Source organism: Pseudomonas sp. OTU5201, assembly GCF_038440135.1.
Classification (GTDB): domain Bacteria; phylum Pseudomonadota; class Gammaproteobacteria; order Pseudomonadales; family Pseudomonadaceae; genus Metapseudomonas; species Metapseudomonas resinovorans.
Window position 1 is genome coordinate 1 of sequence record NZ_JASATC010000017.1, and the last position, 21,879, is coordinate 21,879.

25 protein-coding genes are annotated in these 21,879 nt (G+C 63.3%); 11 read left to right on the forward strand and 14 right to left on the reverse strand.

Annotated features, from left to right (window positions below):
* Nucleotides 1–60: 60 nt before the first annotated feature.
* Nucleotides 61–1,119 carry an ABC transporter substrate-binding protein gene (locus AAHM40_RS12470; RefSeq protein ID WP_342244920.1) on the reverse strand — a complete coding sequence of 353 codons (1,059 nt, stop codon included), beginning with the start codon at nt 1,117–1,119 and terminating at the stop codon, nt 61–63.
* 301 nt (nt 1,120–1,420) lie between these two features.
* Here AAHM40_RS12470 and AAHM40_RS12475 point away from each other — a divergent pair, with 301 nt between their 5' ends.
* Complete coding sequence (locus AAHM40_RS12475; RefSeq protein WP_342244921.1) at nt 1,421–2,137, forward strand: UTRA domain-containing protein; 717 nt, start codon at nt 1,421–1,423, stop codon at nt 2,135–2,137.
* A gap of 109 nt (nt 2,138–2,246) precedes the next feature.
* On the opposite strand, the gene lpcA is transcribed toward AAHM40_RS12475, so the two are convergent.
* The 7 genes from lpcA to minC all read right to left on the reverse strand — a co-directional run bounded on the left by lpcA (nt 2,247) and on the right by minC (nt 7,498).
* On the reverse strand, nt 2,247–2,834 hold the full coding sequence (lpcA, locus tag AAHM40_RS12480; protein WP_342244922.1) for a D-sedoheptulose 7-phosphate isomerase: 588 nt from the start codon (nt 2,832–2,834) through the stop codon (nt 2,247–2,249).
* 26 nt (nt 2,835–2,860) lie between these two features.
* Complete coding sequence (locus tag AAHM40_RS12485; RefSeq protein ID WP_342244923.1) at nt 2,861–4,150, reverse strand: M18 family aminopeptidase; 1,290 nt, start codon at nt 4,148–4,150, stop codon at nt 2,861–2,863.
* A gap of 126 nt (nt 4,151–4,276) precedes the next feature.
* Complete coding sequence (locus AAHM40_RS12490; RefSeq protein WP_028628208.1) at nt 4,277–4,855, reverse strand: class I SAM-dependent methyltransferase; 579 nt, start codon at nt 4,853–4,855, stop codon at nt 4,277–4,279.
* Nucleotides 4,856–4,892: 37 nt separating this feature from the next.
* Complete coding sequence (locus AAHM40_RS12495; RefSeq protein WP_342244924.1) at nt 4,893–5,528, reverse strand: RluA family pseudouridine synthase; 636 nt, start codon at nt 5,526–5,528, stop codon at nt 4,893–4,895.
* A gap of 57 nt (nt 5,529–5,585) precedes the next feature.
* The gene (gene minE, locus AAHM40_RS12500; protein ID WP_016491219.1) at nt 5,586–5,840 is read right to left on the reverse strand and encodes a cell division topological specificity factor MinE; all 255 of its coding nucleotides are present in this window, start codon (nt 5,838–5,840) and stop codon (nt 5,586–5,588) included.
* Nucleotides 5,837–6,652 carry a septum site-determining protein MinD gene (minD, locus tag AAHM40_RS12505; protein ID WP_342244925.1) on the reverse strand — a complete coding sequence of 272 codons (816 nt, stop codon included), beginning with the start codon at nt 6,650–6,652 and terminating at the stop codon, nt 5,837–5,839. The genes minE and minD overlap by 4 nt, the downstream gene beginning before the upstream one ends.
* A gap of 99 nt (nt 6,653–6,751) precedes the next feature.
* Nucleotides 6,752–7,498: a septum site-determining protein MinC gene (minC, locus tag AAHM40_RS12510; RefSeq protein WP_342244926.1), complete on the reverse strand. Its 747-nt coding sequence runs from the start codon at nt 7,496–7,498 to the stop codon at nt 6,752–6,754.
* 121 nt (nt 7,499–7,619) lie between these two features.
* On the opposite strand from minC, the gene AAHM40_RS12515 reads away from it, so the two are divergent.
* The gene (locus tag AAHM40_RS12515) at nt 7,620–8,540 is read left to right on the forward strand and encodes a lipid A biosynthesis lauroyl acyltransferase (protein WP_342244927.1); all 921 of its coding nucleotides are present in this window, start codon (nt 7,620–7,622) and stop codon (nt 8,538–8,540) included.
* A 37-nt stretch (nt 8,541–8,577) separates the two neighbouring features.
* Nucleotides 8,578–9,780 carry a patatin-like phospholipase family protein gene (locus AAHM40_RS12520; RefSeq protein WP_342244928.1) on the forward strand — a complete coding sequence of 401 codons (1,203 nt, stop codon included), beginning with the start codon at nt 8,578–8,580 and terminating at the stop codon, nt 9,778–9,780.
* A gap of 8 nt (nt 9,781–9,788) precedes the next feature.
* Here the strand turns inward: AAHM40_RS12520 and AAHM40_RS12525 are convergent, their stop codons facing one another.
* From AAHM40_RS12525 to AAHM40_RS12535, 3 genes are all read right to left on the reverse strand, one after another.
* Nucleotides 9,789–10,634, reverse strand: coding sequence for a pirin family protein (locus AAHM40_RS12525; protein WP_342244929.1), 846 nt, complete (start codon nt 10,632–10,634; stop codon nt 9,789–9,791).
* Nucleotides 10,635–10,863: 229 nt separating this feature from the next.
* Nucleotides 10,864–11,610 carry an MlaA family lipoprotein gene (locus AAHM40_RS12530; RefSeq protein WP_342245015.1) on the reverse strand — a complete coding sequence of 249 codons (747 nt, stop codon included), beginning with the start codon at nt 11,608–11,610 and terminating at the stop codon, nt 10,864–10,866.
* A 10-nt stretch (nt 11,611–11,620) separates the two neighbouring features.
* Nucleotides 11,621–12,916: a serine/threonine protein kinase gene (locus AAHM40_RS12535; RefSeq protein WP_342244930.1), complete on the reverse strand. Its 1,296-nt coding sequence runs from the start codon at nt 12,914–12,916 to the stop codon at nt 11,621–11,623.
* A gap of 267 nt (nt 12,917–13,183) precedes the next feature.
* Here AAHM40_RS12535 and AAHM40_RS12540 point away from each other — a divergent pair, with 267 nt between their 5' ends.
* Nucleotides 13,184–13,567: a hypothetical protein gene (locus tag AAHM40_RS12540; protein WP_342244931.1), complete on the forward strand. Its 384-nt coding sequence runs from the start codon at nt 13,184–13,186 to the stop codon at nt 13,565–13,567.
* A 113-nt stretch (nt 13,568–13,680) separates the two neighbouring features.
* Here the strand turns inward: AAHM40_RS12540 and AAHM40_RS12545 are convergent, their stop codons facing one another.
* Together AAHM40_RS12545 and AAHM40_RS12550 are read right to left on the reverse strand one after the other, a co-directional pair.
* Nucleotides 13,681–15,231 carry a glycoside hydrolase family 17 protein gene (locus tag AAHM40_RS12545; RefSeq protein WP_342244932.1) on the reverse strand — a complete coding sequence of 517 codons (1,551 nt, stop codon included), beginning with the start codon at nt 15,229–15,231 and terminating at the stop codon, nt 13,681–13,683.
* Nucleotides 15,232–15,332: 101 nt separating this feature from the next.
* Nucleotides 15,333–15,557: a DUF2061 domain-containing protein gene (locus AAHM40_RS12550; protein WP_342244933.1), complete on the reverse strand. Its 225-nt coding sequence runs from the start codon at nt 15,555–15,557 to the stop codon at nt 15,333–15,335.
* Between the two features lie 225 nt (nt 15,558–15,782).
* Between AAHM40_RS12550 and AAHM40_RS12555 the strand changes: the two genes are divergently transcribed.
* Together AAHM40_RS12555 and AAHM40_RS12560 are read left to right on the forward strand one after the other, a co-directional pair.
* On the forward strand, nt 15,783–16,091 hold the full coding sequence (locus AAHM40_RS12555) for a DUF485 domain-containing protein (RefSeq protein ID WP_342244934.1): 309 nt from the start codon (nt 15,783–15,785) through the stop codon (nt 16,089–16,091).
* On the forward strand, nt 16,091–17,749 hold the full coding sequence (locus AAHM40_RS12560; RefSeq protein WP_342244935.1) for a cation acetate symporter: 1,659 nt from the start codon (nt 16,091–16,093) through the stop codon (nt 17,747–17,749). The genes AAHM40_RS12555 and AAHM40_RS12560 overlap by 1 nt, the downstream gene beginning before the upstream one ends.
* A 412-nt stretch (nt 17,750–18,161) precedes the next feature.
* On the opposite strand, the gene AAHM40_RS12565 is transcribed toward AAHM40_RS12560, so the two are convergent.
* The gene (locus AAHM40_RS12565; RefSeq protein ID WP_342244936.1) at nt 18,162–18,317 is read right to left on the reverse strand and encodes a DUF3309 family protein; all 156 of its coding nucleotides are present in this window, start codon (nt 18,315–18,317) and stop codon (nt 18,162–18,164) included.
* Nucleotides 18,318–18,413: 96 nt separating this feature from the next.
* Between AAHM40_RS12565 and AAHM40_RS12570 the strand changes: the two genes are divergently transcribed.
* The 5 genes from AAHM40_RS12570 (at nt 18,414) to AAHM40_RS12590 (ending at nt 21,840) form a co-directional block, all read left to right on the forward strand.
* Nucleotides 18,414–18,782, forward strand: coding sequence for a DUF2784 domain-containing protein (locus AAHM40_RS12570; RefSeq protein ID WP_342244937.1), 369 nt, complete (start codon nt 18,414–18,416; stop codon nt 18,780–18,782).
* Nucleotides 18,783–18,887: 105 nt separating this feature from the next.
* Nucleotides 18,888–19,700, forward strand: coding sequence for an SDR family oxidoreductase (locus tag AAHM40_RS12575; protein ID WP_342244938.1), 813 nt, complete (start codon nt 18,888–18,890; stop codon nt 19,698–19,700).
* 108 nt (nt 19,701–19,808) lie between these two features.
* A complete protein-coding gene (locus AAHM40_RS12580) occupies nt 19,809–20,963 on the forward strand; it encodes an MFS transporter (RefSeq protein ID WP_342244939.1) in 1,155 nt (384 codons plus the stop codon).
* Nucleotides 20,964–21,038: 75 nt separating this feature from the next.
* A complete protein-coding gene (locus tag AAHM40_RS12585) occupies nt 21,039–21,467 on the forward strand; it encodes a hypothetical protein (protein WP_342244940.1) in 429 nt (142 codons plus the stop codon).
* A 40-nt stretch (nt 21,468–21,507) separates the two neighbouring features.
* The gene (locus tag AAHM40_RS12590; protein WP_274801531.1) at nt 21,508–21,840 is read left to right on the forward strand and encodes a YnfA family protein; all 333 of its coding nucleotides are present in this window, start codon (nt 21,508–21,510) and stop codon (nt 21,838–21,840) included.
* Nucleotides 21,841–21,879: the final 39 nt, after the last annotated feature.

Consider the following 21,879-nt stretch of genomic DNA (forward strand, 5'->3'; position numbering starts at 1 on the left):
TTTTTCATTCCTTCCCCCCACCAACCCCCCCCACCCCCCGGGGGGTTTTGGCCCGGACCCTTACTCCATTTCGATGATCACGTGCTCCTGCCACAGCTGCGGCAGGGCTTTCGAGGTTTCTTCCCAGGCCTTGGCATCCTTGATCGGCTGGACCTTGGCGTACTGCTCATTAGGCAACAGCTTGGCCTTGACCTCGGCCGGCAGGGTCAGGTGCTCGGCACGGATCGGACGGGCGTTGCCCTTGGCCAGGTTGATCTGGCCGGCGTCGCTGAGGATGTACTCGCGGGCCAGCTTCGCTGCGTTCGGGTTCTTCGCGTACTTGTTGATGATGGTGGTGTAGCCGGAGATCACCGAGCCATCGGAGGGGATCAGCACTTCGAAGCGGCTGGGGTCGATCTGGTCGCGGTAGGACAGGCCGTTGAAGTCCCAGACGATGCCCACTTCCACCTCGCCCTTCTCCAGGGTCTGGATGGTCGGGTTGGACAGGGACAGGCGACCCTGTTTGGCGATCTCGGCGAAGAAGTCCAGACCAGGCTGGATGTTCTTCTCGTTGCCGCCGTTGGCGATTGAGGCTGCCAGCACGCCATTGACCGCCTGGGCGGCGGCGCTGACGTCACCAATGGCGACCTTGTACTTGCCTTGCTTCAGGTCGGCCCAGGACTTGGGCGCTTCCTTCACCAGTTGCTTGTTGACGATGAAGGCGATGGAGCCGGTATAGGCCAGCATCCAGTGGCCGTCGGCATCCTTGGCCCAGTCCGGAATTTGCGCCCAGGTGCTGGGCTTGTAGGGCTGGGTCACGCCTTGCTGGACGGCGATGGGGCCGAAGGCCGCGCCCACGTCGCCGATGTCGGCGGTGGCGTTGTCTTTCTCGGCCGCGAACTTGGCGATTTCCTGGGCCGAGCTCATGTCGGTATCGACGTGCTTCAGGCCATACAGCTTGTTGAGGTCCACCCAGGTGTCCTTCCAGTTGGCCCAGCTGTCGGGCATGCCCACGCTGTTCACCGCGCCTTCTTTGCGCGCGGCTTGTTCGAGACTCTTCAGATCTGCATCGCTTGCCATCGCCTGGGTTCCCAGGGCGATGGTCGTTCCCATCAGTGAAGCCAGCAACAGGCGTTTCATGTGAAGCTCCTTAGCAGGTTTGGAGGTTGGTCTAGATCAGCAAGACCCAGGCCAAATCTAAAAGCCTTGGATGACGGTTTGATTGCAGGGTTGCCACCCGGTCCGGCGGTGGCAGACGCCTGGAAAGCGTAGACCATGGCTAAGTGACTGATTCGGGAGGCTGTCGCGATTGGCGATGGCATGGCGCATGCAGGTGTGCCTGACTGTCATCCCACAGTCATCTAGGCTGCCTAGGATGGCCGGCAAACCCGGCCATGACGCACCCAGATGGTGCTGGTCTATTCCAGATTGGAGTTTTTCGATGCGCGATGAGGCGCCCCGCACCCTGACCGCCATCTGCAGTGCGCTGCAGGAGCAGATCGATCACGGCCTTCTACCCCAGGGCAGCAAGCTGCCGGCCGAGCGCAAGCTGAGCGAACTGTTCGACACCACACGCATCACCTTGCGTGAAGCGTTGGGGCAGTTGGAGGCCCAGGGGCTGATCTATCGCGAGGAGCGCCGCGGCTGGTTCGTCTCGCCGCCCCGGCTGCTCTACAACCCGCTGGTACGCAGTCACTTCCACGCCATGGTGGCCGGGCAAGGGCGCACGCCTGCCACCGAGGTGCTGGGCGCCCGGCTGATTCCGGCCAGCGTGGAAATCTGCGAGTTGCTGGAGCTGCCGGCGCTGTCCAGCGTCTATCAGATCCGTCGGGTGCGCCGCGTCGATGGGCGTCTGGTGCTCTATGTGGAGCACTACCTGAACCCGGCCTACTTCCCGGACATCATCGACTTCGACCTGACCCGCTCGCTGACCGAGCTGTACGACAGCCAGTACGGCATTCGCTACGGTCGGGTTCGATTCGACATGGTGCCTACCGCCCTGCACCCGGAGGCCGCCGCACCGCTGAAGGTGTCACCTGGCAGTCCGGCGCTGAGAATCACCCGTATCAATCGCGACCAGCATGGGCGGCTGATCGATTGTGACCTGGAGTTCTGGCGGCATGACGCGATTCATGTGAGCGTCGAAGTACCCGAGTAGGGCGCAACTCTCCCCTTGCTCTCTTGGGGTGAGGGGTAGGGTGGGCTTCAGACCACGCTGGCATCAGTGGGTGGGCTGAAGCCCATCCTACAAGGCCGACGAATGCCCGTCAGGCGTAGTTCTCCGGGCTCAGCTTGCGCTCGATCAGCTCAATGAGGATGTGCACGACCTTGATGTGCAATTCCTGTACGCGGTCGGCGAAGTCGCCGCCGGGCGCACAGATGCACACATCGGCCAGGGCTTCGAGGGCAGAACCAGGCTTACCCGTGAGGGCAACCACTTTCACACCGATGGTGCGGGCGGCTTCGGCGGCCCTGAGCACGTTGGGGCTTTTGCCGCTGGTACTGAAGGCGAGCAGCACGTCGCCCGCACGGCCGTGGGATTCGACGTAACGGGAGAAGATGTAGTCGTAACCGAAGTCATTGGCGACGCAGCTGATGTGGCTGGCATCGCTGATCGAGATGGCTGCCACACCAGGGCGGTTCCTGCGGTAGCGGCCGGTCAGCTCCTCGGCGAAGTGCATGGCGTCGCACATGGAGCCGCCGTTACCGCAGGAAAACGCCTTGCCCTTGTTCTCGAAACTCTCGACCAGGAGCTCAGCCGCACGCTCAATGCTTTTCAGCGCTTGCTCGTTGGCAATGAAGTTGTCCAGGGCGGTCCTGGCTTCCTCTAGGCTGTTGCGGATATGGCTGAGCATGCGGGCTTACCTGTTCGGGGGAGTGGTCAGGGCAGGTCGTGGCTGGAGTAGAAGGCGGCCAGCACCTTCACCAGGTGAGCCAGGTCATGGCTGCCGGCCAGTTCGCGAATGGAGTGCATGGCGAAGGTTGGCAGGCCGATGTCCACGGTACGAACGCCGAGCTGGCTGGCGGTAATCGGGCCGATGGTGGACCCGCAACCCATGTCGCTGCGGGTCACGAAGCTCTGTACCGGCACTTCGTTCTCCAGGCACAGGTGGCGGAAGAAACCGGCGGTTTCACTGTTGGTGGCGTAGCGCTGGTTGCTGTTGACCTTGATCACCGGGCCAGCATTGAGTTTCGGGCCGTGGTTGCCATCGTGCTTGTCGGCGTAGTTGGGGTGTACGCCGTGGGCGTTGTCGGCGGAAACCAGCAGGGAACGCTGGATGACGCGGGCGAAGGCGTCGCCTTCCGGCAGCACACGGCGCAGCACCTGTTCCAGCATCGGGCCATCGGCGCCGCAAGCAGAGCAGGAGCCCACTTCTTCGTGGTCGGTGCAGACCATTACACAGCTTTCGTCAGCCTCGGCGGCCAGCAGGGCCTGCAGGCCGGCGTAGCAGGACAGCAGGTTGTCCAGGCGCGCGCCAGCGATGAAGTCGCCGCCCAGGCCAATGACCGCAGCGCTCTGGGTGTCATAGAAGGACAGTTCGTAATCGAGCACTGCGTCGGCGACCACGCCATGCTCCAGGGTCAGTTGCTCGGCCAGCAGATCGCGAAAATCGCGGGCCTCGCCAGCGGCCAGTTGCGCCAGGATCGGCGGCAATTCCGTCTGGGCATTGATGGCCCAGCCCTGGTTGGCTTCGCGGTTGAGGTGGATGGCCAGGTTGGGAATCACGGCGATGGGTGCCTGGAAATCCACCAGTTGGCTTTCCACCATGCCGGCGGCACGGTAGGTGACACGGCCGGCCAGGGACAGGTCGCGGTCGAACCAGGGGGCCAGCAGCGCGCCGCCGTAGACTTCCACGCCCAGTTGCCAGAAGCCGTGCTTGTGCAGCTCGGGATTCGGCTTGACGCGCAGGCAGGGGCTGTCGGTGTGGGCGCCGACGAGGCGCAGGCCGCCTTCGAGCATCGGGCGCTTGCCCAGCTTGATGGCGATGATGGAGGAGTCGTTGCGGGTGACGTAATAACGGCCACCACTTTCGATACGCCAGGCCTCGCGTTCATCGAGGCGCACATAACCGGCGGCCTCGAGGCGCTTGGCCAGGCTGCGGGTGGCGTGGAAAGGGGTGGGGGAGGCCTTGAGGAAATCGATCAGGCCTTGGTTCAACTCTTCGCGCATTGGGAGACTCCGGACAGCAGTGGCGGGAGTTTATCCCATCGGGCTTGCGAAGTAGGAGGGCAGGCGGCGGTGAAATTTCGCCAAGGCCTTGATTGGCGCTGGCGTTGTGGGAGTGCAACGCTGTCCTTATCCCAGTCGCCGGGCCACCACCGAGAACAGGTGCCAATGCTTGTTGCGGCCCTTGGCGGTGATGCCGTCTTCTTCCTTTTCTTCCAGCATCAGCACGTCCCAGCCAGACAGCAGCTCTTCCAGTTGCCGGCGGCGCAGGATGGTGATGCCGTTGTTGGCCCAGTCGTCTCGCTCGCCGAACAGGTGGCCGGCGAAGAGGCCGCCCTCCGGGAGGGAGGAGTAGATGGCCTGCCAGAGGGTGGGAAAGGCGACGGGTGGGCAGAGGGGCAGGGCGAAGCTGGAGTTGACCAGGTTCGCTGATGGCAACGGCATGGATTCGAAACGGCAGCAGCGGCTTTGCAGTCGCAGGCGTTTTTCCTCGTCCACCTGGGCTTCAAGGCGGGCCAGGGCCTCGGGTTCGGCGTCCACCGCCAGCACTTTCCAGCCGCGCCTGAGCAGTTCGAGGGTGTCACGGCCGGCGCCACAGCCCAAGTCGAGGGCGTGGCCGGGTGGCCCGTCCCAGAGTTCCAGGGCAGTCAGCAGGGTAACGCGGGCGGGTTGGCCCTCGGTGGCGTTGTAGAACTCGGTGAAGCTCATGATTTCCCCGAATCGCAACCTTTTTCTTGAGCCTAGGTCAGAACGGCGCCGGGCACTCGAATCTCAGGCGTTCGCCCGTCTGTGGGTGGGTCAGGCTGAGCAGGCTGGCGTGCAGGCACAGGCGATCATGGGCGGCCAGGGCTTCGGGGTTGGCGTAAAGGCGGTCGCCGAGCAAAGGATGGCCGATGGAGAGCATGTGCACGCGCAACTGATGCGAGCGACCGGTGATGGGGGTCAACTCGACCCGGCTGTAATGGCCGCAGCGCTCGATCACCTGCCAGAAGGTAAGGGCGTGACGGCCCTGCTCGAAGTCCACCACGTGGCGCGGCTTGGTCGGCGGGTCATAGCGCAAGGGCAGCTCGATGCGGCCGCTGTCCAGTTTCGGCTCGCCCCAGCAGAGCGCGGTGTAAGCCTTCTCGGTTTCGCGGTCATGGAACTGACGGGACAACTCGCGGTGGCTGTCAGCGTCGCGGGCCAGCACGATCAGACCGGACGTTTCCCAGTCCAGCCGGTGGACGATGCGTGCCTCCGGGTAACCGTTCTCCTGCAGGCGGGTGATCAGGCAGTCCTTGTTATCTTCGGCGCGGCCGGGCACCGAAAGCAGCAAGGTGGGTTTGTTGACCACCAGCAGAGCGTCGTCCTGGTGGATGAATTCAATCTGGGAAAGTGGCATGGGAATTCCGAAAACGCCGACGGCGGCCGAAGCCGCCGTCATTGCACAACCACTCGATCAACGATCGGGCAGGGTGATGTTCAACTCGAGAATCGAGCAACTGCCCTGATTCTCCAGCAGGACCTGAACCTGCTCCTCGTCGATGTCGACATATTTGCGGATCACGTCCACCAGGTCTTTCTGCAGAGCCGGCAGGTAGTCCGGCTGGCTGCGTTGACCACGTTCGTGGGCAACGATGATTTGGAGTCGTTCCTTAGCGATCGAAGCGCTGTTCTGCTTCTTCCGCTCGCGAAAGAAGTCGAAAATGTTCATTCACGGCCTCCGAACAGGCGTTGTAAGAGTCCTTTCTTCTGCACGTCGAGGAAGCGGTGAGGCAGCTCCTTGCCGAGCAGGCGATCGACGGCATCGCTGTACGCCTGGCCGGCGTCGCTCTGGTCGTCGAGGATGACCGGGATACCCTGGTTGGAGGCCTTGAGCACCGCCTGGGATTCCGGGATGACACCGAGCAGGTTGATGGCGAGGATTTCCTCGACGTCGTCGACGCCGAGCATTTCGCCCTTGGTAACGCGCTCGGGGTTGTAGCGGGTCAGCAGCAGGCGTTCCTTGATCGGATCTTCGCCTTTCTCTGCACGACGGGACTTGCTGGCCAGCAGGCCGAGCATCCGGTCGGAGTCGCGCACGGAAGAGACTTCCGGGTTGGTCACGACGATCGCCTCATCGGCGTAGTACATGGCCAGGTGGGCGCCTTTCTCGATACCGGCCGGCGAATCGCAGACCACGTACTCGAAGTTCTGCGACAGTTCCTCGATCACCTTGCCCACGCCTTCGAGGGTCAGGGCATCCTTGTCGCGAGTCTGGCTGGCGGCCAGGACGTAGAGGTTTTCCAGGCGCTTGTCTTTGATCAGGGCCTGGGTGAGGGACGCTTCGCCATTGATGACGTTGACGAAGTCGTACACCACGCGGCGTTCGCAACCCATGATCAGGTCCAGGTTACGCAGGCCGACGTCGAAGTCGACGATGACAGTCTTGTGACCGCGCAGTGCGAGACCGGTACCGATGGCGGCGCTGGTGGTGGTTTTACCCACTCCACCCTTGCCGGACGTGACAACGAGGATCTTGGCCAAGGTGATTCACCCCAAATGATAAGAAAAGCGGGAAGTTATGAGCTCTTTCGAACCGTCCGTCTTCCCTTTCAGGTCCCTGAAAATTCGCGGCAGTATCCGTTAAAGGCGGGTGATGTTCAACACGTCTCCCGACAGGCTGACTTGTACCTGTTGACCCCACAGCGGATCGCGCCGCAGGTCGTCGGCAACCTTGTACTGACCGGCCACTGAAACCAGTTCGGCAGCCAGTTGGCGGCAGAATATGCGCGCCTTGGTGTCGCCCTTGATGCCCGCCAGGGCACGGCCACGCATGGGACCGTAAACATGGATGTTGCCGTCTGCGAGAAGTTCCGCACCGGGGCTGACCGCGGCCAGAACTACCAGGTCGCCGCCTGGAGCATACACCTGCTGGCCACCCCGCACCGGAGTCGTGATGATCTTTGTCGGTTGCACCTCGGGTTTGGGCGGCTCGGCGGGCTTTTCGACCTTCTTCTTCGCTTCGGGTTCTACCGGATTGATGGCGCGCTCGCGGGCGCCGGACGGCGGCAGCACTGGAATGTCCAGGGCGTCGGCGGCAGCGATATGCTCTTCGCGGCTGGCGCGGATGGCCAGGGTGCGCAGGCCGTGACGGCGGCAGATGTCCAGCAGGGCAGGGAGGTCGAGGAGGGCGTCGCCGTCGGGCAGCTTGTCCAGCGCCATGACCAGTGGGGTGTTCTGGAAGAAGTTGGGGGCCTGGGCGACTTTCTCGTCCAGTTGCCTGTCGAGGCGTTCGAGGTCGTTGTGTGCCAGCTCCATCACGGTGATGGCGAGCATGCTGCCCTTGAGCTGGAACACAGGTTCTTGGTCGAGAAGGTCGGCTTGGCTCATGGTCTGCCTGCAGTCGTGAATGGCGAGGACTTATAGCGAGATCGTCCGGCGCTAGCAAGCCGGAAGGGGACGGCGCATTTGGAGTAGAATGCGCGATTTTCTCGCTCAAGCGGATTCAGAGATGGATAGACCTCAATTTCGCCCACAGTTCCTCCACCCGCGCTTTTGGGTGCTGTGGCTGGGCCTCGGCCTGCTGTGGCTGATCACCCTGCTGCCCTACCGGGTGCAACTGGGCATGGGGCGTATTCTGGGCGCGCTGATGCTGCGGCTGGCCGGTTCGCGGCGAAAAATCGCCCGGCGCAACCTGGAACTGTGCTTCCCGGAACTGTCCAGCAGCGAGCGTGAGCAACTGCTGCGGGAGAACTTCGCTTCCACCGGTATCGCTTTCTTCGAGATGGCCATGAGTTGGTGGTGGCCCAAGCCGCATCTGGCGAAGCTGTCCCATATAGAGGGCCTGGAACACCTGCAGAAGGCCCAGGCAGAAGGGCAGGGGGTGATTCTCATGGCCCTGCATTTCACGACCCTGGAGATCGGCGCTGCATTGCTTGGCCAGGTGCATACCATCGACGGCATGTACCGCGAGCACAAGAACGCCGTGTTCGACTTCATCCAGCGCCGTGGCCGCGAGCGCCACAACCAGGACGCCACCGCCATCGAGCGGGAGGACGTGCGTGCCATGCTCAAGGTGCTGCGCGCCGGCCGCGCCATCTGGTACGCGCCGGATCAGGACTACGGCCGCAAGCAGAGCCTGTTCGTGCCGCTGTTCGGCATCGAGGCCGCCACTGTCACCGCCACGACCAAGTTCGCCCGCCTGGGCCGCGCCATCGTGCTGCCCTTCACCCAGCGCCGCCTGGAAGACGGTTCCGGCTACAAGCTGGTGATCCACCCGCCGCTGTCCGACTTCCCTGGCGAAACCGAAGAGGCCGACTGCCTGCGTATCAACCAGTGGGTGGAAGGCGCGGTGCGCGAATGCCCCGAGCAATACCTCTGGGCCCACCGCCGCTTCAAGACCCGGCCGGAAGGCGCCCCTAAGCTCTACTGAAATCTATACTCGAAAAATCCCGCCCGGAGAGCTGTCCATGGATGCTAGCGCCGCCGCCAAGAAGCCCGTGACCGGGCTGATTCTTTCCGGTGGTGGTTCGCGGGCGGCCTATCAGGTGGGGGTGCTGGGCGCGATCGCCGACCTGTTGCCAGACGCCGCCTGCAATCCATTTCCGGTAATCGTCGGTACTTCCGCCGGCGCGGTGAACGCCGTTGGCCTGGCCTGTGGCGCGCTGCATTTCAGCCAGGCCGTTCGCCGCCTCAACGATGTCTGGCAGGCCTTTCGTTGTGGGCAGATCTACCGCAGCGACTGGCCCGGCGTAATCCGCCAGAGCTCGCGTTTCCTCGGCCACAGCCTGCTTGGCCTTGGCCGTGACATCCCAGTGGCGCTGCTGGACAACGCGCCCCTGCGCGAACTGCTGGCGCGCGAACTCGACTTCACCGGGATCTCCGCTGCCGTCCGCACCCGCCAGCTGCGCGCCGTGGCCGTGACTGCGTTCGGCTATGAATCCGGACAGGCGGTGACCTTCTACCAGGGGCGCGCGGCCATCGATCCCTGGTATCGCCACCGCCGCGTGGGCGTACCAACCCGCCTCAGCGTCGAACACTTGATGGCCAGTGCGGCGATTCCCCTGCTGTTCCCGCCAGTGCGTCTGGGGCGTGAGTACTTCGGCGATGGCGCGGTACGCCAGACAGCGCCGATCAGCCCGGCGTTGCACCTGGGCGCCAATCGGGTGCTGGTGGTGGGGGTGAGTGGCAACCCGCAGGGCATGAACCCCGGCCAGGAGATGACGCAGCCGCAGGGCGGCCGTCCGCCGACCCTGGCGCAGATCAGCGGACACCTGCTGAACAGCACCTTCATCGACAACCTGGAAGGCGATATCGAACTGTTGGAGCGGATCAACCGCATGAGCCAGGCCATGCCGCCTGAGTCGCGGCCACGCAATCTCAGTTCGGAACAGGTTGAGGTGCTGGTGATTTCGCCGAGCCGAGCGATGGATGAGATCGCGGCTCGCCACCGTCGCGAGATGCCGCGTGCCATCCGCACCTTCTTGCGCGGGCCTGGGGCGACCCGGGCGAGTGGGGCGGGAGTACTCAGTTACCTGCTGTTCGAACCCGGCTACTGCAATGAGCTGATCGAACTTGGCTACCAGGACGCCATGGCCAAGCGCGCTGAACTGCAGCGCTTCCTGGGTCTGGAGATGGCGCCGGTACACCCGCAGGTGATTCCGGCGCTCTAACCCCTGCGTCACTGACCGAAGGCGCCGTCTCGGTAGTCCCGCAGCGCCTGCTCGATTTCCTCTCGGCTGTTCATCACGAAGGGACCGTACTGGACGATGGGCTCGCCCAGCGGGCGTCCAGCTAGCAGCAGGACCTTTGCCCCAGCGTCGGTGGCGATCTCCAGTGCACCTTTCTCGGAGAGACGCGCCAGGCGCCCTTTGCCGATGGCTTGGCCATTGACGTGCACATCCCCCTCGTAGACGTAGAGCATCACCCGCAGGCCGTCGGCCAGGCGTGGTGACACCCGGCTGTGGGCCGGGAGGTCGAGGTCGAAGATCTGCGGTTCGGAATGCGGGCGTTGCACGGCGCCCTCTTGGCTGATCTCGCCATCGTCGAAGCGGCCGGCGATGATCAGCGCTTCGACGCCCTCCGCCGCGCGTACCCGCGGAATCTCCGTCGGATCGAAGTCACGGTAGCCGGGGTCGCCCATCTTGTCCTTGCCCGGCAGGTTGAGCCAGATCTGGAAGCCGCGCATCACGCCTTCTTCCTGCTCCGGCATCTCGCTGTGGATGATCCCGCGCGCGGCGGTCATCCATTGCACGCCGCCGTTCTGCAGCAGGCCGCTATTGCCCAGGTGGTCCTCGTGGCGCATGCGCCCTTCGAGCATATAGGTGATGGTCTCGAAGCCACGGTGCGGGTGCGGCGGGAAGCCGGCGACATAGTCGTCCGGGTTGGCCGAACCGAACTCGTCGAGCATCAGGAAGGGGTCGAAGCGGGGCACGCCCTGCTCGGCAAAGACGCGCGTCAGGTTGACCCCGGCGCCGTCGGACGCCGGTTGGCCGGGACGTTGTTCGAGAATCTGGCGATCGCTCATCTGGACCTCCTCAAGGTTGGAATGAGCGCGATCCTACGCCTATGAATTGGATCAATGGTGCGTGATTTTGCTTGGTTTGTATCGAATTTGTGGATCGTTTTGGCGCTATCTGTAGGGGTGAATTCATTCGCCAATCGGATCGAAGGTTCGGCCTCACGCGGCAAGGGGGCAGCTTCGCCGCCCTGAGAGAATGTTTCACCCCTGCAAATGCCAAGTCAGGCCAGAGGCCTTACTCGGCAATCTGCAACTTGCGCGACTCGGTGTAGACGTAGCGCAGCTTCTCGTACTCGAAGGGCGTGTTGAGCTGGCCGTAGCGGAATTTGGTGGTGTAGCGCTTGTCCACCATGCGCAGCGCGGTGATCTCCGGGTGGTCACTGCTGACTTCCGGGACGTTGAGGAAGTTGATCTGGTAGTCGGCGACGTAGTCCACCACCAGCCCGCCAGTGTCGCGCAGGTTGGACGGGCCGAGGATCGGCAGCATCAGGAAGGGGCCGTCGGTGACGCCGTAATAGCCCAAGGTCTGGCCGAAGTCCTCGGTCTGCTTGGGCAGCCCGATGCGTGCGGCCGGGTCCCAGAGGCCGACGACGCCGATGGTGGTGTTCAGCAGCAGGCGTCCGGTGATTTCCATGGAGCGTTGTCCCTTGAGCTGGAGCAGGCTGTTCAGCAGGTTCGGCACATCTCCCAGGTTGCTGAAGAAGTTGCTCACGCCGCTGCGCACGAATCCCGGTGTCACGTAGCGATAGCCGCGCACCACGGGCAGGAACACCCATTCGTCGAAGCGATAGTTGAAGTGATAGACCCGCCGGTTCCAGGACTCGTAAGGGTCGTAGACGCTCAGTGCGTTAAGGGTGGAGCGTTCGAACTCGCGCTGATCCAGGCCGGGGTTGAATTTCAGGTCTTTCAGCGGCTGAGTGAAGCCGTCCTGGTCGGGCTCCTGGGCTCGAGCCAGGGGGCTTGCCAGCAGTAGGGCGATCAAGAGTGCTTTCTTAGCCACGGAAGAACTCCAGCATGGCGTCGCCGTTGACGCGGTAGTTGAGATTGCCGCAGTGCCCGCCATGGGGGTAGACGGTGAGGCGGTCGCCCAGGGTGCGGCGCAGGAAGCCCAGGTCGCCGGGGCCGAGGATGAGGTCGTCGGCGTTGTGCATCACGGCAATCTTGCTGTTGTCCTTCAGGTAGTCCTCCAGGGCATAGAGGCTGACCTGGTTGATCAGTTGGGTCAGGCTGCCGCCGTCGTAGCGGGCGCGCCAGTAGGGAATCAGTTGCTCGGTCATGTAGCAGTCGAAATCGCACTGCAGGGCGCGCTTGTAGAAGGGCGTCAGGCTGGTGCCTTCGCTGATGGACAACTGCACCGGAGTGATCAGGCCGCGACGGTTGATCAGGTCCGAGGTGAAGGCGATGTCCGAGGAGGAGAAGCGGAAGGCCGTGCCGATCAGCATCGCCATCTGCTCGTTGGACAGCCGCTGTCTGGATTCCTGGAAGTCGAACAGCAGGGCGTCATTGAGGTCGATGTAGCCCTTCTGCTGGAAGTAGCGGGTCAGCTTGCCCAGCACCACCTGGTAGAAGGTGGTGGTGTTGTCGACGCCCTTCACGCGGGTCTGCACAAGGCGGTCGAGGTTAGTCACAGAGGTATAGAGGTTCACCGGCGGATTGAGCAGCAGCACGCGCTTGAAATTGAAGCTGCGGCGGGTTTCGTCCAAGTGGCTGACGAAGGCCGCCTCAAGGGCGCCGAGGCTGTAACCGGTGAGGTAGAAGTCTGTGATCGGCAGGCTCGGATGTTGAGCACGCACGGCCTGCATCACCCGATAGAGGTCGTCGGCGTCTTCGGCGGAAAGTCCTGGGGTCGCATGACGCGAGGCGGCGGCCATGAAGTCGTAGCTGGTGGGCGAGGAAAGCTGCACCACGTGGTAACCGGCGCCGTAGAACAGCTTCTTCAGATTCTCGGCATGGGTGCTCGCGTAGTGGCCGCCCGTGCCGGCAATGACGAACACCAGCGGGGCAGGGCCCTTTTGCTTGGCGAGGCGGTAGCGCAACTTCTTCACTGACCAGAAATTGTCCGGCAACTCGCTTTCGCGCTCCGGATGCAGCTTCAGGTCATAGTCGGATTGGTCGATGTCATCGTCCGTCGGCACCGCGCTTCGCAAGTCCGGAGGCGTGGTGGCGATGGTCGCCTCGAAAGGGTTGGTGATCGGAAAGCCATAACTGGCTGAGTCCAGGTCCGCGGCCAGCACGGGAGCGCAGAGGGTCAGGCTGCCAAGTAGGGCGGCAAGGCGAAGACGGAGCATAGGAAAGGTCCCTGTTCAGATTCTGCGGAGTCCGGACCCCGTGGTTGCGGGCAGGCTCCAGTCACTCCCCCAGGCTTTGCCTGTCAGGGCCGCCGGGTCGCGCTCCTTATAAGCGAACGTCATGAGTGAATACCGAGCCTATGACAACTGCAAGTCCTGTGAGTGCGGGCCGTACGTCAGGCCAGGTTGTGGCAGATTGTTGGAAGGTTCTTGCATAGCGCCATCGCGGGGGTATCCTTGGCGCCGCTTACCCATTCGGAGAGAACCATGTCCAGCCGTTCATCCCTCATCCTGCTGCTGATTCTGCTGCCGCTCTGGCTGGCCGCCAGCTACGGGGTTCGTTTCGCCCTGATGGAGGACGGCCAGTGGGTCGGCCTGTGCGTCGACGAAGCGCAACGCTGGGAGTGCCAGGTGCGCGCTGGCCTGGGGTTGCTGATCCACTTCCGTGTCATCGCCTGGATCGGGTTCGGTGCCGCCCTGGTCGCTTTCTTCGTACCGGGCCGTGCCGGCTGGGGCCTGGCCTTGCTGGCGCTGCTCTTTGCCCTGCCGGCCCTGGTGCTGTACACCGCCAGCCTCGCGGTTTTCGCCTGTGTCATTGCAGGCCTGCGGCTGGTGCGCCGCCAGGTGGTGTCGGTGCCCGCACTGGCCTGAGGATTCAACAGATGCAAAAAAGGACGCTTCAAGCGTCCTTTTTTGTTGCCGGTGTTCCGTCCTGAAACCGCCCCTACCGCTCCCCCGAGGGAGCGGGCCCGGGTGAGTACGGCTCAGCCGCGAACCCGCAGGCTCCGCCACAGGGCGGCCAGTAGCAGGGTGCTTACCGCGGCCCAACCGATGGCCTGGAGGTTACCCAGGGTTTCTTCATAGAGCTGGGGCACGATGCCGGCGCCGATCAGGACGGCCATCAGCGCGATCTCGCGGCGCGGGGCGGCCACCGGGCGGAACAGGTAGACCAGGGCCGGCAGCAGCAGGGCGGCGCTGGGGAAACTGCGGTAGCGGGCATCGAAAACCAGGGCCAGCATCAGCACTGCGCCGGCGAAACCGGACGCAGCCAGCCACCAGCCGCCACGGGCTTCCAGCCAGTCGAACAGGCGACTGCGCGCTCCGCCGCGAGCCGACAGGGCCAGGGCGCCATGGGCCAGGACGATCAGATTGAGTCCAACCAGGAAGGCCGCCCACAACCATTCACCGGCGAAGCGGCTGGTAACGCGCGCCATTTCGCCCCACAGGCCGAGGCAGGCAGCGCCCACCGCCGCCAGCAGCGGTAGCAGCAGGGCGGCGCGGTTGGAGGCGGGGCGACCTGCAAGTGCCAGGGTGGCGAGGAAAATCAGGCCGGAAACGCTCAGCCACATAGGCCAGTTGGGCAGGTTGCTGACCGGACCGGCGAGCACGCCTTTGTCCTGGCGGTCGGCATCGAACAGGCCCCAGTAGCCGCCGACTGCGCCTTCACTGGCGCGCTTCCAGGGTTGGTCGAAGGCTTCAATCAGGTTGTAGCCCCAGCCGTTCTGCTCGGCCATGGCAACGAAGCCACGGATGAACTTGGCTTCGTTCACCCGGCTCGGTACTGCGGTTTCGCGCTGGCGGCCTTCGCTGGGCCAGCCGGTTTCACCGATGAAGATGTCCTTGGGGGCGAAGCGGTTGCCGAACACCTGGCGGATTTCGGCCGCGTGGCGCAGGGCCTGGTCGATGCCGGCAGGGTCGTCTTCCCAGTAGGGCAGCAGGTGGATGGTCAGGAAGTCCACTGCTGGCGCGACTTCCGGGTGCTTCAGCCAGAATTCCCAAACGTCTGCGTAGGTCACTGGCTGGTTCACCTGGGCCTTGACCTGCTCGATCAGCTTGGCCAGTTGGGCACCGGTGACTTCCTTGCGCAACAGGGTCTCGTTGCCCACGATCACTGACTGCACCACGTCCGGGTTGGCGTTGGCGGCCTTGACCAGGGCCTCGATCTCTTTCTGGGTGTCCAGCGGGTTGCCGTTCACCCAGGCGCCCAGCATCAGCTTCAGGCCGTGTTTGCGGGCCAGCTCCGGAATGGCTTCCAGACCTGTCATCGAGTAGGTGCGCACGCAGTGGAAGCGGGTTGCCAGCAGGGCCAGGTCAGCATCCATGCGTTCGGGGCGCAGCACGAAGGGCTGGTCGAACGGCGACTGGTCCTTGTCGAATGGGCTGTAGGAAGCGCACTGCAGCTTGTGGCTGGGGGTGGCAGCGTCCGGCAGGATCACCGGCTTGCCCAGGCCGTACCAGAGGCCAGCGAGGGCTAATGCGGCGATCAGGAAGGAAAACAGGTAGGGGAGTGCAGGGAAACGGGCGTTCTGACTCATGGCTAAGGGTGCTTGCGTTGGGGGCAAAGCCGCGCATCTTAGCGGATTAGCCCTCTTCGCTCCTACGGCCCGCAGTGGAAAATCCGCACAGGGAATGTCCGTTACGCGTGATGGTGCAACCAGGCGTGCTTGGGAATTTCCTGGCGCGGCTTGTCGCCCTTCTCTAAGCGCTTCCAGATTTTCTCGTGGAAGTAGAAACCTACCGAGTTGCACAGTGGCTCGACCGCCGCCACCAGTCCACCGACGGTCAGGCTACCGGTCAGGGCGTAGGCCACGCTGAAGGCAATGCAGAAGTGCATGAGGGTGAAGGTCACGGTCTTGAGCATGTCACACCTCGGTAATGAGAATGATTATTCGATGTGCTCAGGCTAGACCTGCCAAACGATGGATGGAAATGTTCATACAGCATGGTGCTGATAGTTTTTCTGTATCGCTTGAGTACGACCTTGGTCGATGTTGGTCTCGAGTTACGACTAAGGTCGTCTGTTGTGCTTGTACGACCGTTCTATTGTTGGTTCCACCAGCAACCCGCGCTGTGGAGGACAACAACAATGAACGACAGCACCTACAAGCGGATTCAGGAGAATCCGCGTTTTCAGGAACTGGTTTCCAAGCGAGAGCGCTTCGCCTGGATACTCTCTGCCATCATGCTGGGCCTTTATCTGGCCTTCATTCTCCTGATCGCCTTCGAGCCGCAATTGCTCGGCACGCGCATCAGCCCTGAGTCTCCGGTTACCTGGGGTATCCCGATCGGTGTCGGTCTCATCCTGTCGGCCTTCGTGCTGACCGGCATTTACGTTCGCCGCGCCAACGGCGAGTTCGACCGCCTGAACCACGAGATCCTCAAGGAGGTCCAGTAATGATCGCGCGCATCCTTGCCGTCCTCGGCCTGATGGTCGTGGCGCCCGCCCTCTGGGCTGCCGGTGCCATCGAGGGCGATGTCCAGCGGCAGCCGCTGAACACCTCGGCCATCGTCATGTTCGTCGCCTTCGTCGGCGCCACCCTGTACATCACCTACTGGGCCTCCAAGCGCAGCAAGTCGGCCTCCGACTTCTACACCGCCGGTGGCAGCATCACCGGTTTCCAGAACGGTCTGGCGATCGCCGGTGACTACATGTCGGCGGCGTCTTTCCTGGGTATTTCCGCCCTGGTGTTCACCTCCGGCTACGACGGCCTGATTTACTCCATCGGCTTCCTGGTGGGCTGGCCGGTCATTCTCTTCCTGATTGCCGAACGCCTGCGTAACCTCGGCAAGTACACCTTCGCAGACGTTGCCTCTTATCGCCTGAAGCAGAAGGAAATCCGCACCCTGTCCGCCAGCGGTTCTCTGGTGGTGGTGGCCTTCTACCTGATTGCGCAGATGGTCGGCGCCGGCAAGCTGATCGAGTTGCTGTTCGGCCTCAACTACCACGTGGCCGTGGTTCTAGTGGGCGTGCTGATGGTGCTCTACGTGCTGTTCGGCGGCATGCTGGCCACCACCTGGGTGCAGATCATCAAGGCGGTTTTGCTGCTCTCCGGCGCCTCCTTCATGGCGATCATGGTGCTCAAGCACGTCAACTTCGACATCGCCACCCTGTTCAGCGAAGCCATCAAGGTTCATCCGAAAGGCGAGGCCATCATGAGCCCCGGCGGCCTGGTGAAAGACCCAATCTCCGCCATCTCCCTCGGCCTGGCCCTGATGTTCGGTACCGCGGGCCTGCCGCATATCCTGATGCGCTTCTTCACCGTCAGCGACGCCAAGGAAGCCCGCAAGTCGGTGTTCTACGCCACTGGTTTCATCGGTTACTTCTACATCCTGACCTTCATCATCGGCTTTGGCGCGATCCTGCTGGTCAGCACCAACCCGGCCTTCAAGGACGCTACCGGTGCGCTGCTGGGCGGTAACAACATGGCGGCGGTGCATCTGGCCAACGCCGTGGGCGGCAGCCTGTTCCTCGGCTTCATCTCCGCCGTGGCCTTCGCCACCATCCTGGCGGTGGTTGCCGGCTTGACCCTGGCCGGCGCCTCGGCCGTGTCCCACGACCTCTACGCTTCCGTGTTCAAGAAGGGCAAGGCGAGCGAGAAGGACGAGCTGCGCGTATCGAAGATCACCACCGTGGTCCTGGGCTTCGTGGCCATCGGCCTTGGCATCCTGTTCGAGAAGCAGAACATCGCCTTCATGGTCGGCCTGGCGTTCTCCATCGCCGCCAGCTGCAACTTCCCGGTCCTGATCCTCTCCATGTACTGGAAGAAGCTGACCACCCGTGGCGCGATGATCGGTGGCTGGCTCGGCCTGATCACCGCCGTTGGCCTGATGGTCCTCGGCCCAACCATCTGGGTACAGATCCTCGGCCATGCGACCCCGGTCTACCCCTACGAGTACCCGGCGCTGTTCTCCATCCTGGTTGCCTTCATCGGTATCTGGTTCTTCTCCATCACCGACAAGTCGACCGCTGCAGACGAGGAGCGTGCGCGCTTCTACCCGCAGTTCGTGCGTTCCCAGACTGGCCTGGGCGCCAGCGGTGCCGTAGCGCACTGATTCAACGTTATCCCTTGCAAGACTTGGGGCAGCCTTCGGGCTGCCCTTTTTGTTGTTTGTGAGTTGTTGGGGTGGGACATTGGCTCATTCCGGATTGGCAACTTCGTGTGAGGGGCTTGCACGGTTGGTTGCCTGGCTCGTCACCGGGTGGGCATCAGGCTCCTGTTTCGCCACCCGGCGAGTCACTTCTGGCTGTCGCCCCAGAAGTAACCAAGAAGGCTTGCCCCTGCATGCGGCCCCGGCTTCAGACCCGCGTGGGCTTCAGGATGACTCATGCCGTGCTGGCGCGAGTTACCCCCCTACCTTTGGGAGAGGGGACGGGGGTGAGGGCGACGTTTAGCGGCTCGGGGCTAGACAAAGGCAATCGCACAATTCCGCCAATCCGGTCTGAGTCCGAGCCTTCCCCTGGCGGTCAAATCATCCCCAGTAACAACAGCACGACGACGATGACCAGCAGCACCCCGACCATGCCCGACGGGCCGTAGCCCCAGTTGCGGGAGTGGGGGAAGACCGGCAGGCCGCCGATCAGCAGCAGGATCAGGATGATGAGCAGCAGAAGGGTGATCATGGGGACTCCTCGATGGCAGCATTGACCATGCTCCTAGTTACCGACTGACCACCTTTCGTGATAGTTCAAGGAAAACGAACCTGTGGATAACTTGCCGTGAGCTACCGGATCGCCGCTGATGCCGTGTTGCTGCTGCACCTGAGCTTCATCCTCTTTGTCATGCTGGGTGGGTTGCTGGTGTTGAAGTGGCCGCGTCTGGCCTGGCTGCACCTGCCTGCGGTGGTCTGGGGCGCCACGGTGGAATTCCTGCATCTGGTCTGCCCGCTCACGCCCCTGGAGAACCGTCTGCGATTGGCTGCGGGGGAGCAGGGACTCAGCGGCGGTTTCATCGAACACTACCTGGTGCCGGTGATCTATCCGGCGGGGCTGACGCCGGGTATTCAGCTCTGGCTTGGGGCTGTCGTGCTGCTGATCAACCTGGTGCCCTACTGCCTGCTGGCGCGGCGTTCGATGATGCGCCGCTAGCGGCGTTTGCCCTCATCATTCAGCAGCGTGATTCAGGGGCGGCGGGATTATGGCCTTCGCTACACTGCGGTTCATCTACCGCACAAGCATAAAAGGCACCTCACCATGCACAACCGCATCATGATCACCGGCGCCGGTTCCGGCCTCGGCCGCGAAATCGCCTTGCGCTGGGCGCGCGAAGGCTGGCAGCTGGCGCTGTCCGACGTCAACGAGCCGGGCCTGGTGGAAACCCTGAAGCTGGTCCGCGAGGCTGGTGGCGACGGTTTCACCCAACGCTGCGACGTCCGCGACTACAGTCAGCTCACCGCGTTGGCCCAGGCCTGCGAAGAGAAGCTCGGTGGCATCGACATCATCGTCAACAACGCTGGCGTTGCCTCGGGCGGCTTCTTCGAGGAGTTGTCCCTGGAGGATTGGGACTGGCAGATCGCGATCAACCTGATGGGGGTGGTCAAGGGCTGCAAGGCCTTCCTGCCACTGCTGCAAAAGAGCAAGGGTCGAATCGTCAACGTCGCTTCCATGGCTGCGCTGATGCAGGGGCCGGCGATGAGTAACTACAACGTCGCCAAGGCCGGCGTGGTGGCCCTGTCGGAAAGCCTCCTGATCGAACTGAAGGAAGAGGGCGTGGGCGTGCATGTCGTCTGCCCGTCCTTCTTCCAGACCAACCTGCTGGACTCTTTCCGTGGCCCGACCCCGGCGATGAAGCAGCAGGTGGGCAAGCTGCTGGAAAGCTCGCCCATCAGTGCGGCCGACATTGCCGAGTACATCTTCCAGGAAGTAACCGCCGGCACCTTCATGATCCTGCCTCACGAGCAGGGCCGTATGGCCTGGGCCGTGAAGCAGAAGAACCCACAGGCGCTCTACGACGAAATGGCCAGCATGGCCGCCAAGATGCGCGCCAAACACCACGGCAACGCCTGATCGGGACTGTCTGACCGGTCAGCTTCGGCACTGTTCGGGGTTGCCCGGCGGCGGACCGGGGGAGTAGGGTTTCTCCCCCGGCCTGACGGCCAACCCGGATGGACCCTCGTGAAACCCTTCTCCCGAGCGCTGCTGATGCTGGCGCTGGTGCTTGCCGCGATTAACCTGCGGCCCGGCATCACCTCACTTGCCCCCCTGATCGAACGCATTGCCCACGAACTGGCCCTGAGCCGCAGCCTGATCAGCCTGACGACCGCACTGCCGGTGCTTTGCATGGGACTCCTGGCTCCCCTGGCCCCACGCCTGGCGGTGCGATTCGGCCTGGAGCGGGTTATCACTGTCTGCCTCGTGCTGATCGGTCTTGCGCTACTGGCGCGTCTGGGCGGCCATGCCAGTGCCGTGCTGATTGGCAGCGCGGTAGCCATGGGAGCAGGAATTGCCGTCGCCGGCCCCTTGTTGTCCGGCTTCATCAAGCGTCACTTCCACCACCAGATGGGGCGCGTGGTTGCCTGGTATTCCCTGAGCATGACCATTGGCGGTGCCGCCGGGGCAGTTCTGACTCCACCGGTGACCCAACTGCTGGGTGACCAGTGGCACTTCGGTCTGGCCTTCTGGTCTCTGCCGGCGTTGCTGGCGGTGCTGCTCTGGCTGTGCCTGCCCAATCGCGCCGAGCCCTCCAGCGAAGCGGGGCAGGGCGGTTTGCCGTGGGGCGAGCCGCGGGCCTGGCTGATTACCGCCTTCTTCGCGCTCCAGGCCGGCCTGTTCTATGCCCTGACCACCTGGCTGGTGGCTCGCTACCACGAGGCCGGTCTCAGCCTGCTGCGCAGCAACAGCCTGTTCAGTTTCTTCATGCTGGTGGGCCTGCCCAGTGCCTTCATCCTGCCCTGGATGGCCCAGCGCTTCGACAACCGCTATCAGCTGCTGCTGGTCTGCGGCCTGATCAGCACAATCTGCCTGGGCATGATCTGCTTCCAGCCGACTCTGGCTCCGGAAGTCTGGGCGGCGCTGCTGGGCCTGGGGCTGAGCGGTTCCTTCGCCCTATCCCTGGTGCTGCCGCTCTACGAAGCTGACACGCCCCTGGCGGTGAGCCGCTGGACCGCGATGATGCTGTTCGCCGGCTACGGCCTGGGCAGTCTTACGCCGATTCTCGCCGGCCTCGGTCGTGACCTGGCAGGCAACTACCAGGTGCCGTTCATGGTGATTACCGGGCTGGCACTGGTCATGTGCGGGCTCGCCTGGTTGCTGGGGCGCGGCAAGCGTTGAGGACTTCGACGCATTTCCTTTCTCCCGTGGCAGTCCTGTGTTAGAAGGCTGCCACTGTTTTACTGGAGTGCCCGCGTGGAGTCCGAATCCATTGTCTATGGCTGCATTCGCGACTGGCCGTCGCTCGACGATCAGGCGCATCGCCTGCGCCGCGAGACCAATCGCAGTGTGCTGGAGAGCCTGCCCAGTGGCGAGGCCTGGCCCTTTCTCGGTCGCGAAATGTTCTCCTGCTGCGAGCAACCGGGCGAAGGTCTGTTTCGCACTCAAGTGATCCACTTCGGCGCTAGCTATCCGGCGGTGGAGTACGAGTGGAGCCTGTGGGTGAAGGCGTTCGAAGCCCTGCTCAAGCAGCTCTACTGGAGCAGCGCCGTGGTCCATCTGGAAACCGAACTCAACGGCATTCACACCTTCCGCTGGGAAAGCGAGCAGGGCTTGCACAGTCCCCAGGAAGACAACCTGCGGGTGCGCTGCGCCTGGGAACGTGAAGGCGGCGTACACGGCTGATCCGTCTACCCACTCGTCCCGCTCTTCAAGGGATTGACCCATGCTCAACTACCTCTGGTTCTTCCTCGCTGCGCTTTTCGAAATCGGCGGCTGCTACGCCTTCTGGCTTTGGTTGCGGATGGGCAAGAGCGCCTGGTGGGTTGTCCCCGGCCTGCTCAGCCTGACCCTCTTCGCCCTGCTGCTCACCCGCGTGGAAGCCGCCTACGCCGGCCGCGCCTATGCGGCCTATGGCGGCATCTACATCGTCGCCTCGCTGCTCTGGCTCGGCGTGGTGGAGCGCACCCGCCCGCTGGCCAGCGACTGGCTCGGTGCGGCGCTGTGTGTGATGGGCGCCACCATCATCCTGCTGGGGCCGCGCTTCTCGCAGAATTGACGCCGACCCCTGCCGCGCCGAACAGCTATTGCCAGTGAG

What these genes read in the sequence shown, in the direction of transcription:
- AAHM40_RS12540 (WP_342244931.1), top strand. Translation starts at nt 13,184, where the DNA reads ATGTCCAGCCGTTCATCCCTCATCCTGCTGCTGATTCTGCTGCCGCTC.
- minE (WP_016491219.1), bottom strand. Translation starts at nt 5,840, where the DNA reads ATGAACATTTTCGACTTCTTTCGCGAGCGGAAGAAGCAGAACAGCGCT.
- AAHM40_RS12535 (WP_342244930.1), bottom strand. Translation starts at nt 12,916, where the DNA reads ATGCTCCGTCTTCGCCTTGCCGCCCTACTTGGCAGCCTGACCCTCTGC.
- AAHM40_RS12475 (WP_342244921.1), top strand. Translation starts at nt 1,421, where the DNA reads ATGCGCGATGAGGCGCCCCGCACCCTGACCGCCATCTGCAGTGCGCTG.
- AAHM40_RS12495 (WP_342244924.1), bottom strand. Translation starts at nt 5,528, where the DNA reads ATGCCACTTTCCCAGATTGAATTCATCCACCAGGACGACGCTCTGCTG.
- AAHM40_RS12470 (WP_342244920.1), bottom strand. Translation starts at nt 1,119, where the DNA reads ATGAAACGCCTGTTGCTGGCTTCACTGATGGGAACGACCATCGCCCTG.
- AAHM40_RS12515 (WP_342244927.1), top strand. Translation starts at nt 7,620, where the DNA reads ATGGATAGACCTCAATTTCGCCCACAGTTCCTCCACCCGCGCTTTTGG.
- AAHM40_RS12490 (WP_028628208.1), bottom strand. Translation starts at nt 4,855, where the DNA reads ATGAGCTTCACCGAGTTCTACAACGCCACCGAGGGCCAACCCGCCCGC.
- AAHM40_RS12555 (WP_342244934.1), top strand. Translation starts at nt 15,783, where the DNA reads ATGAACGACAGCACCTACAAGCGGATTCAGGAGAATCCGCGTTTTCAG.
- AAHM40_RS12575 (WP_342244938.1), top strand. Translation starts at nt 18,888, where the DNA reads ATGCACAACCGCATCATGATCACCGGCGCCGGTTCCGGCCTCGGCCGC.
- AAHM40_RS12525 (WP_342244929.1), bottom strand. Translation starts at nt 10,634, where the DNA reads ATGAGCGATCGCCAGATTCTCGAACAACGTCCCGGCCAACCGGCGTCC.
- AAHM40_RS12485 (WP_342244923.1), bottom strand. Translation starts at nt 4,150, where the DNA reads ATGCGCGAAGAGTTGAACCAAGGCCTGATCGATTTCCTCAAGGCCTCC.
- AAHM40_RS12550 (WP_342244933.1), bottom strand. Translation starts at nt 15,557, where the DNA reads ATGCTCAAGACCGTGACCTTCACCCTCATGCACTTCTGCATTGCCTTC.
- lpcA (WP_342244922.1), bottom strand. Translation starts at nt 2,834, where the DNA reads ATGCTCAGCCATATCCGCAACAGCCTAGAGGAAGCCAGGACCGCCCTG.
- AAHM40_RS12545 (WP_342244932.1), bottom strand. Translation starts at nt 15,231, where the DNA reads ATGAGTCAGAACGCCCGTTTCCCTGCACTCCCCTACCTGTTTTCCTTC.
- AAHM40_RS12565 (WP_342244936.1), bottom strand. Translation starts at nt 18,317, where the DNA reads ATGATCACCCTTCTGCTGCTCATCATCCTGATCCTGCTGCTGATCGGC.
- AAHM40_RS12520 (WP_342244928.1), top strand. Translation starts at nt 8,578, where the DNA reads ATGGATGCTAGCGCCGCCGCCAAGAAGCCCGTGACCGGGCTGATTCTT.
- minC (WP_342244926.1), bottom strand. Translation starts at nt 7,498, where the DNA reads ATGAGCCAAGCCGACCTTCTCGACCAAGAACCTGTGTTCCAGCTCAAG.
- AAHM40_RS12590 (WP_274801531.1), top strand. Translation starts at nt 21,508, where the DNA reads ATGCTCAACTACCTCTGGTTCTTCCTCGCTGCGCTTTTCGAAATCGGC.
- AAHM40_RS12560 (WP_342244935.1), top strand. Translation starts at nt 16,091, where the DNA reads ATGATCGCGCGCATCCTTGCCGTCCTCGGCCTGATGGTCGTGGCGCCC.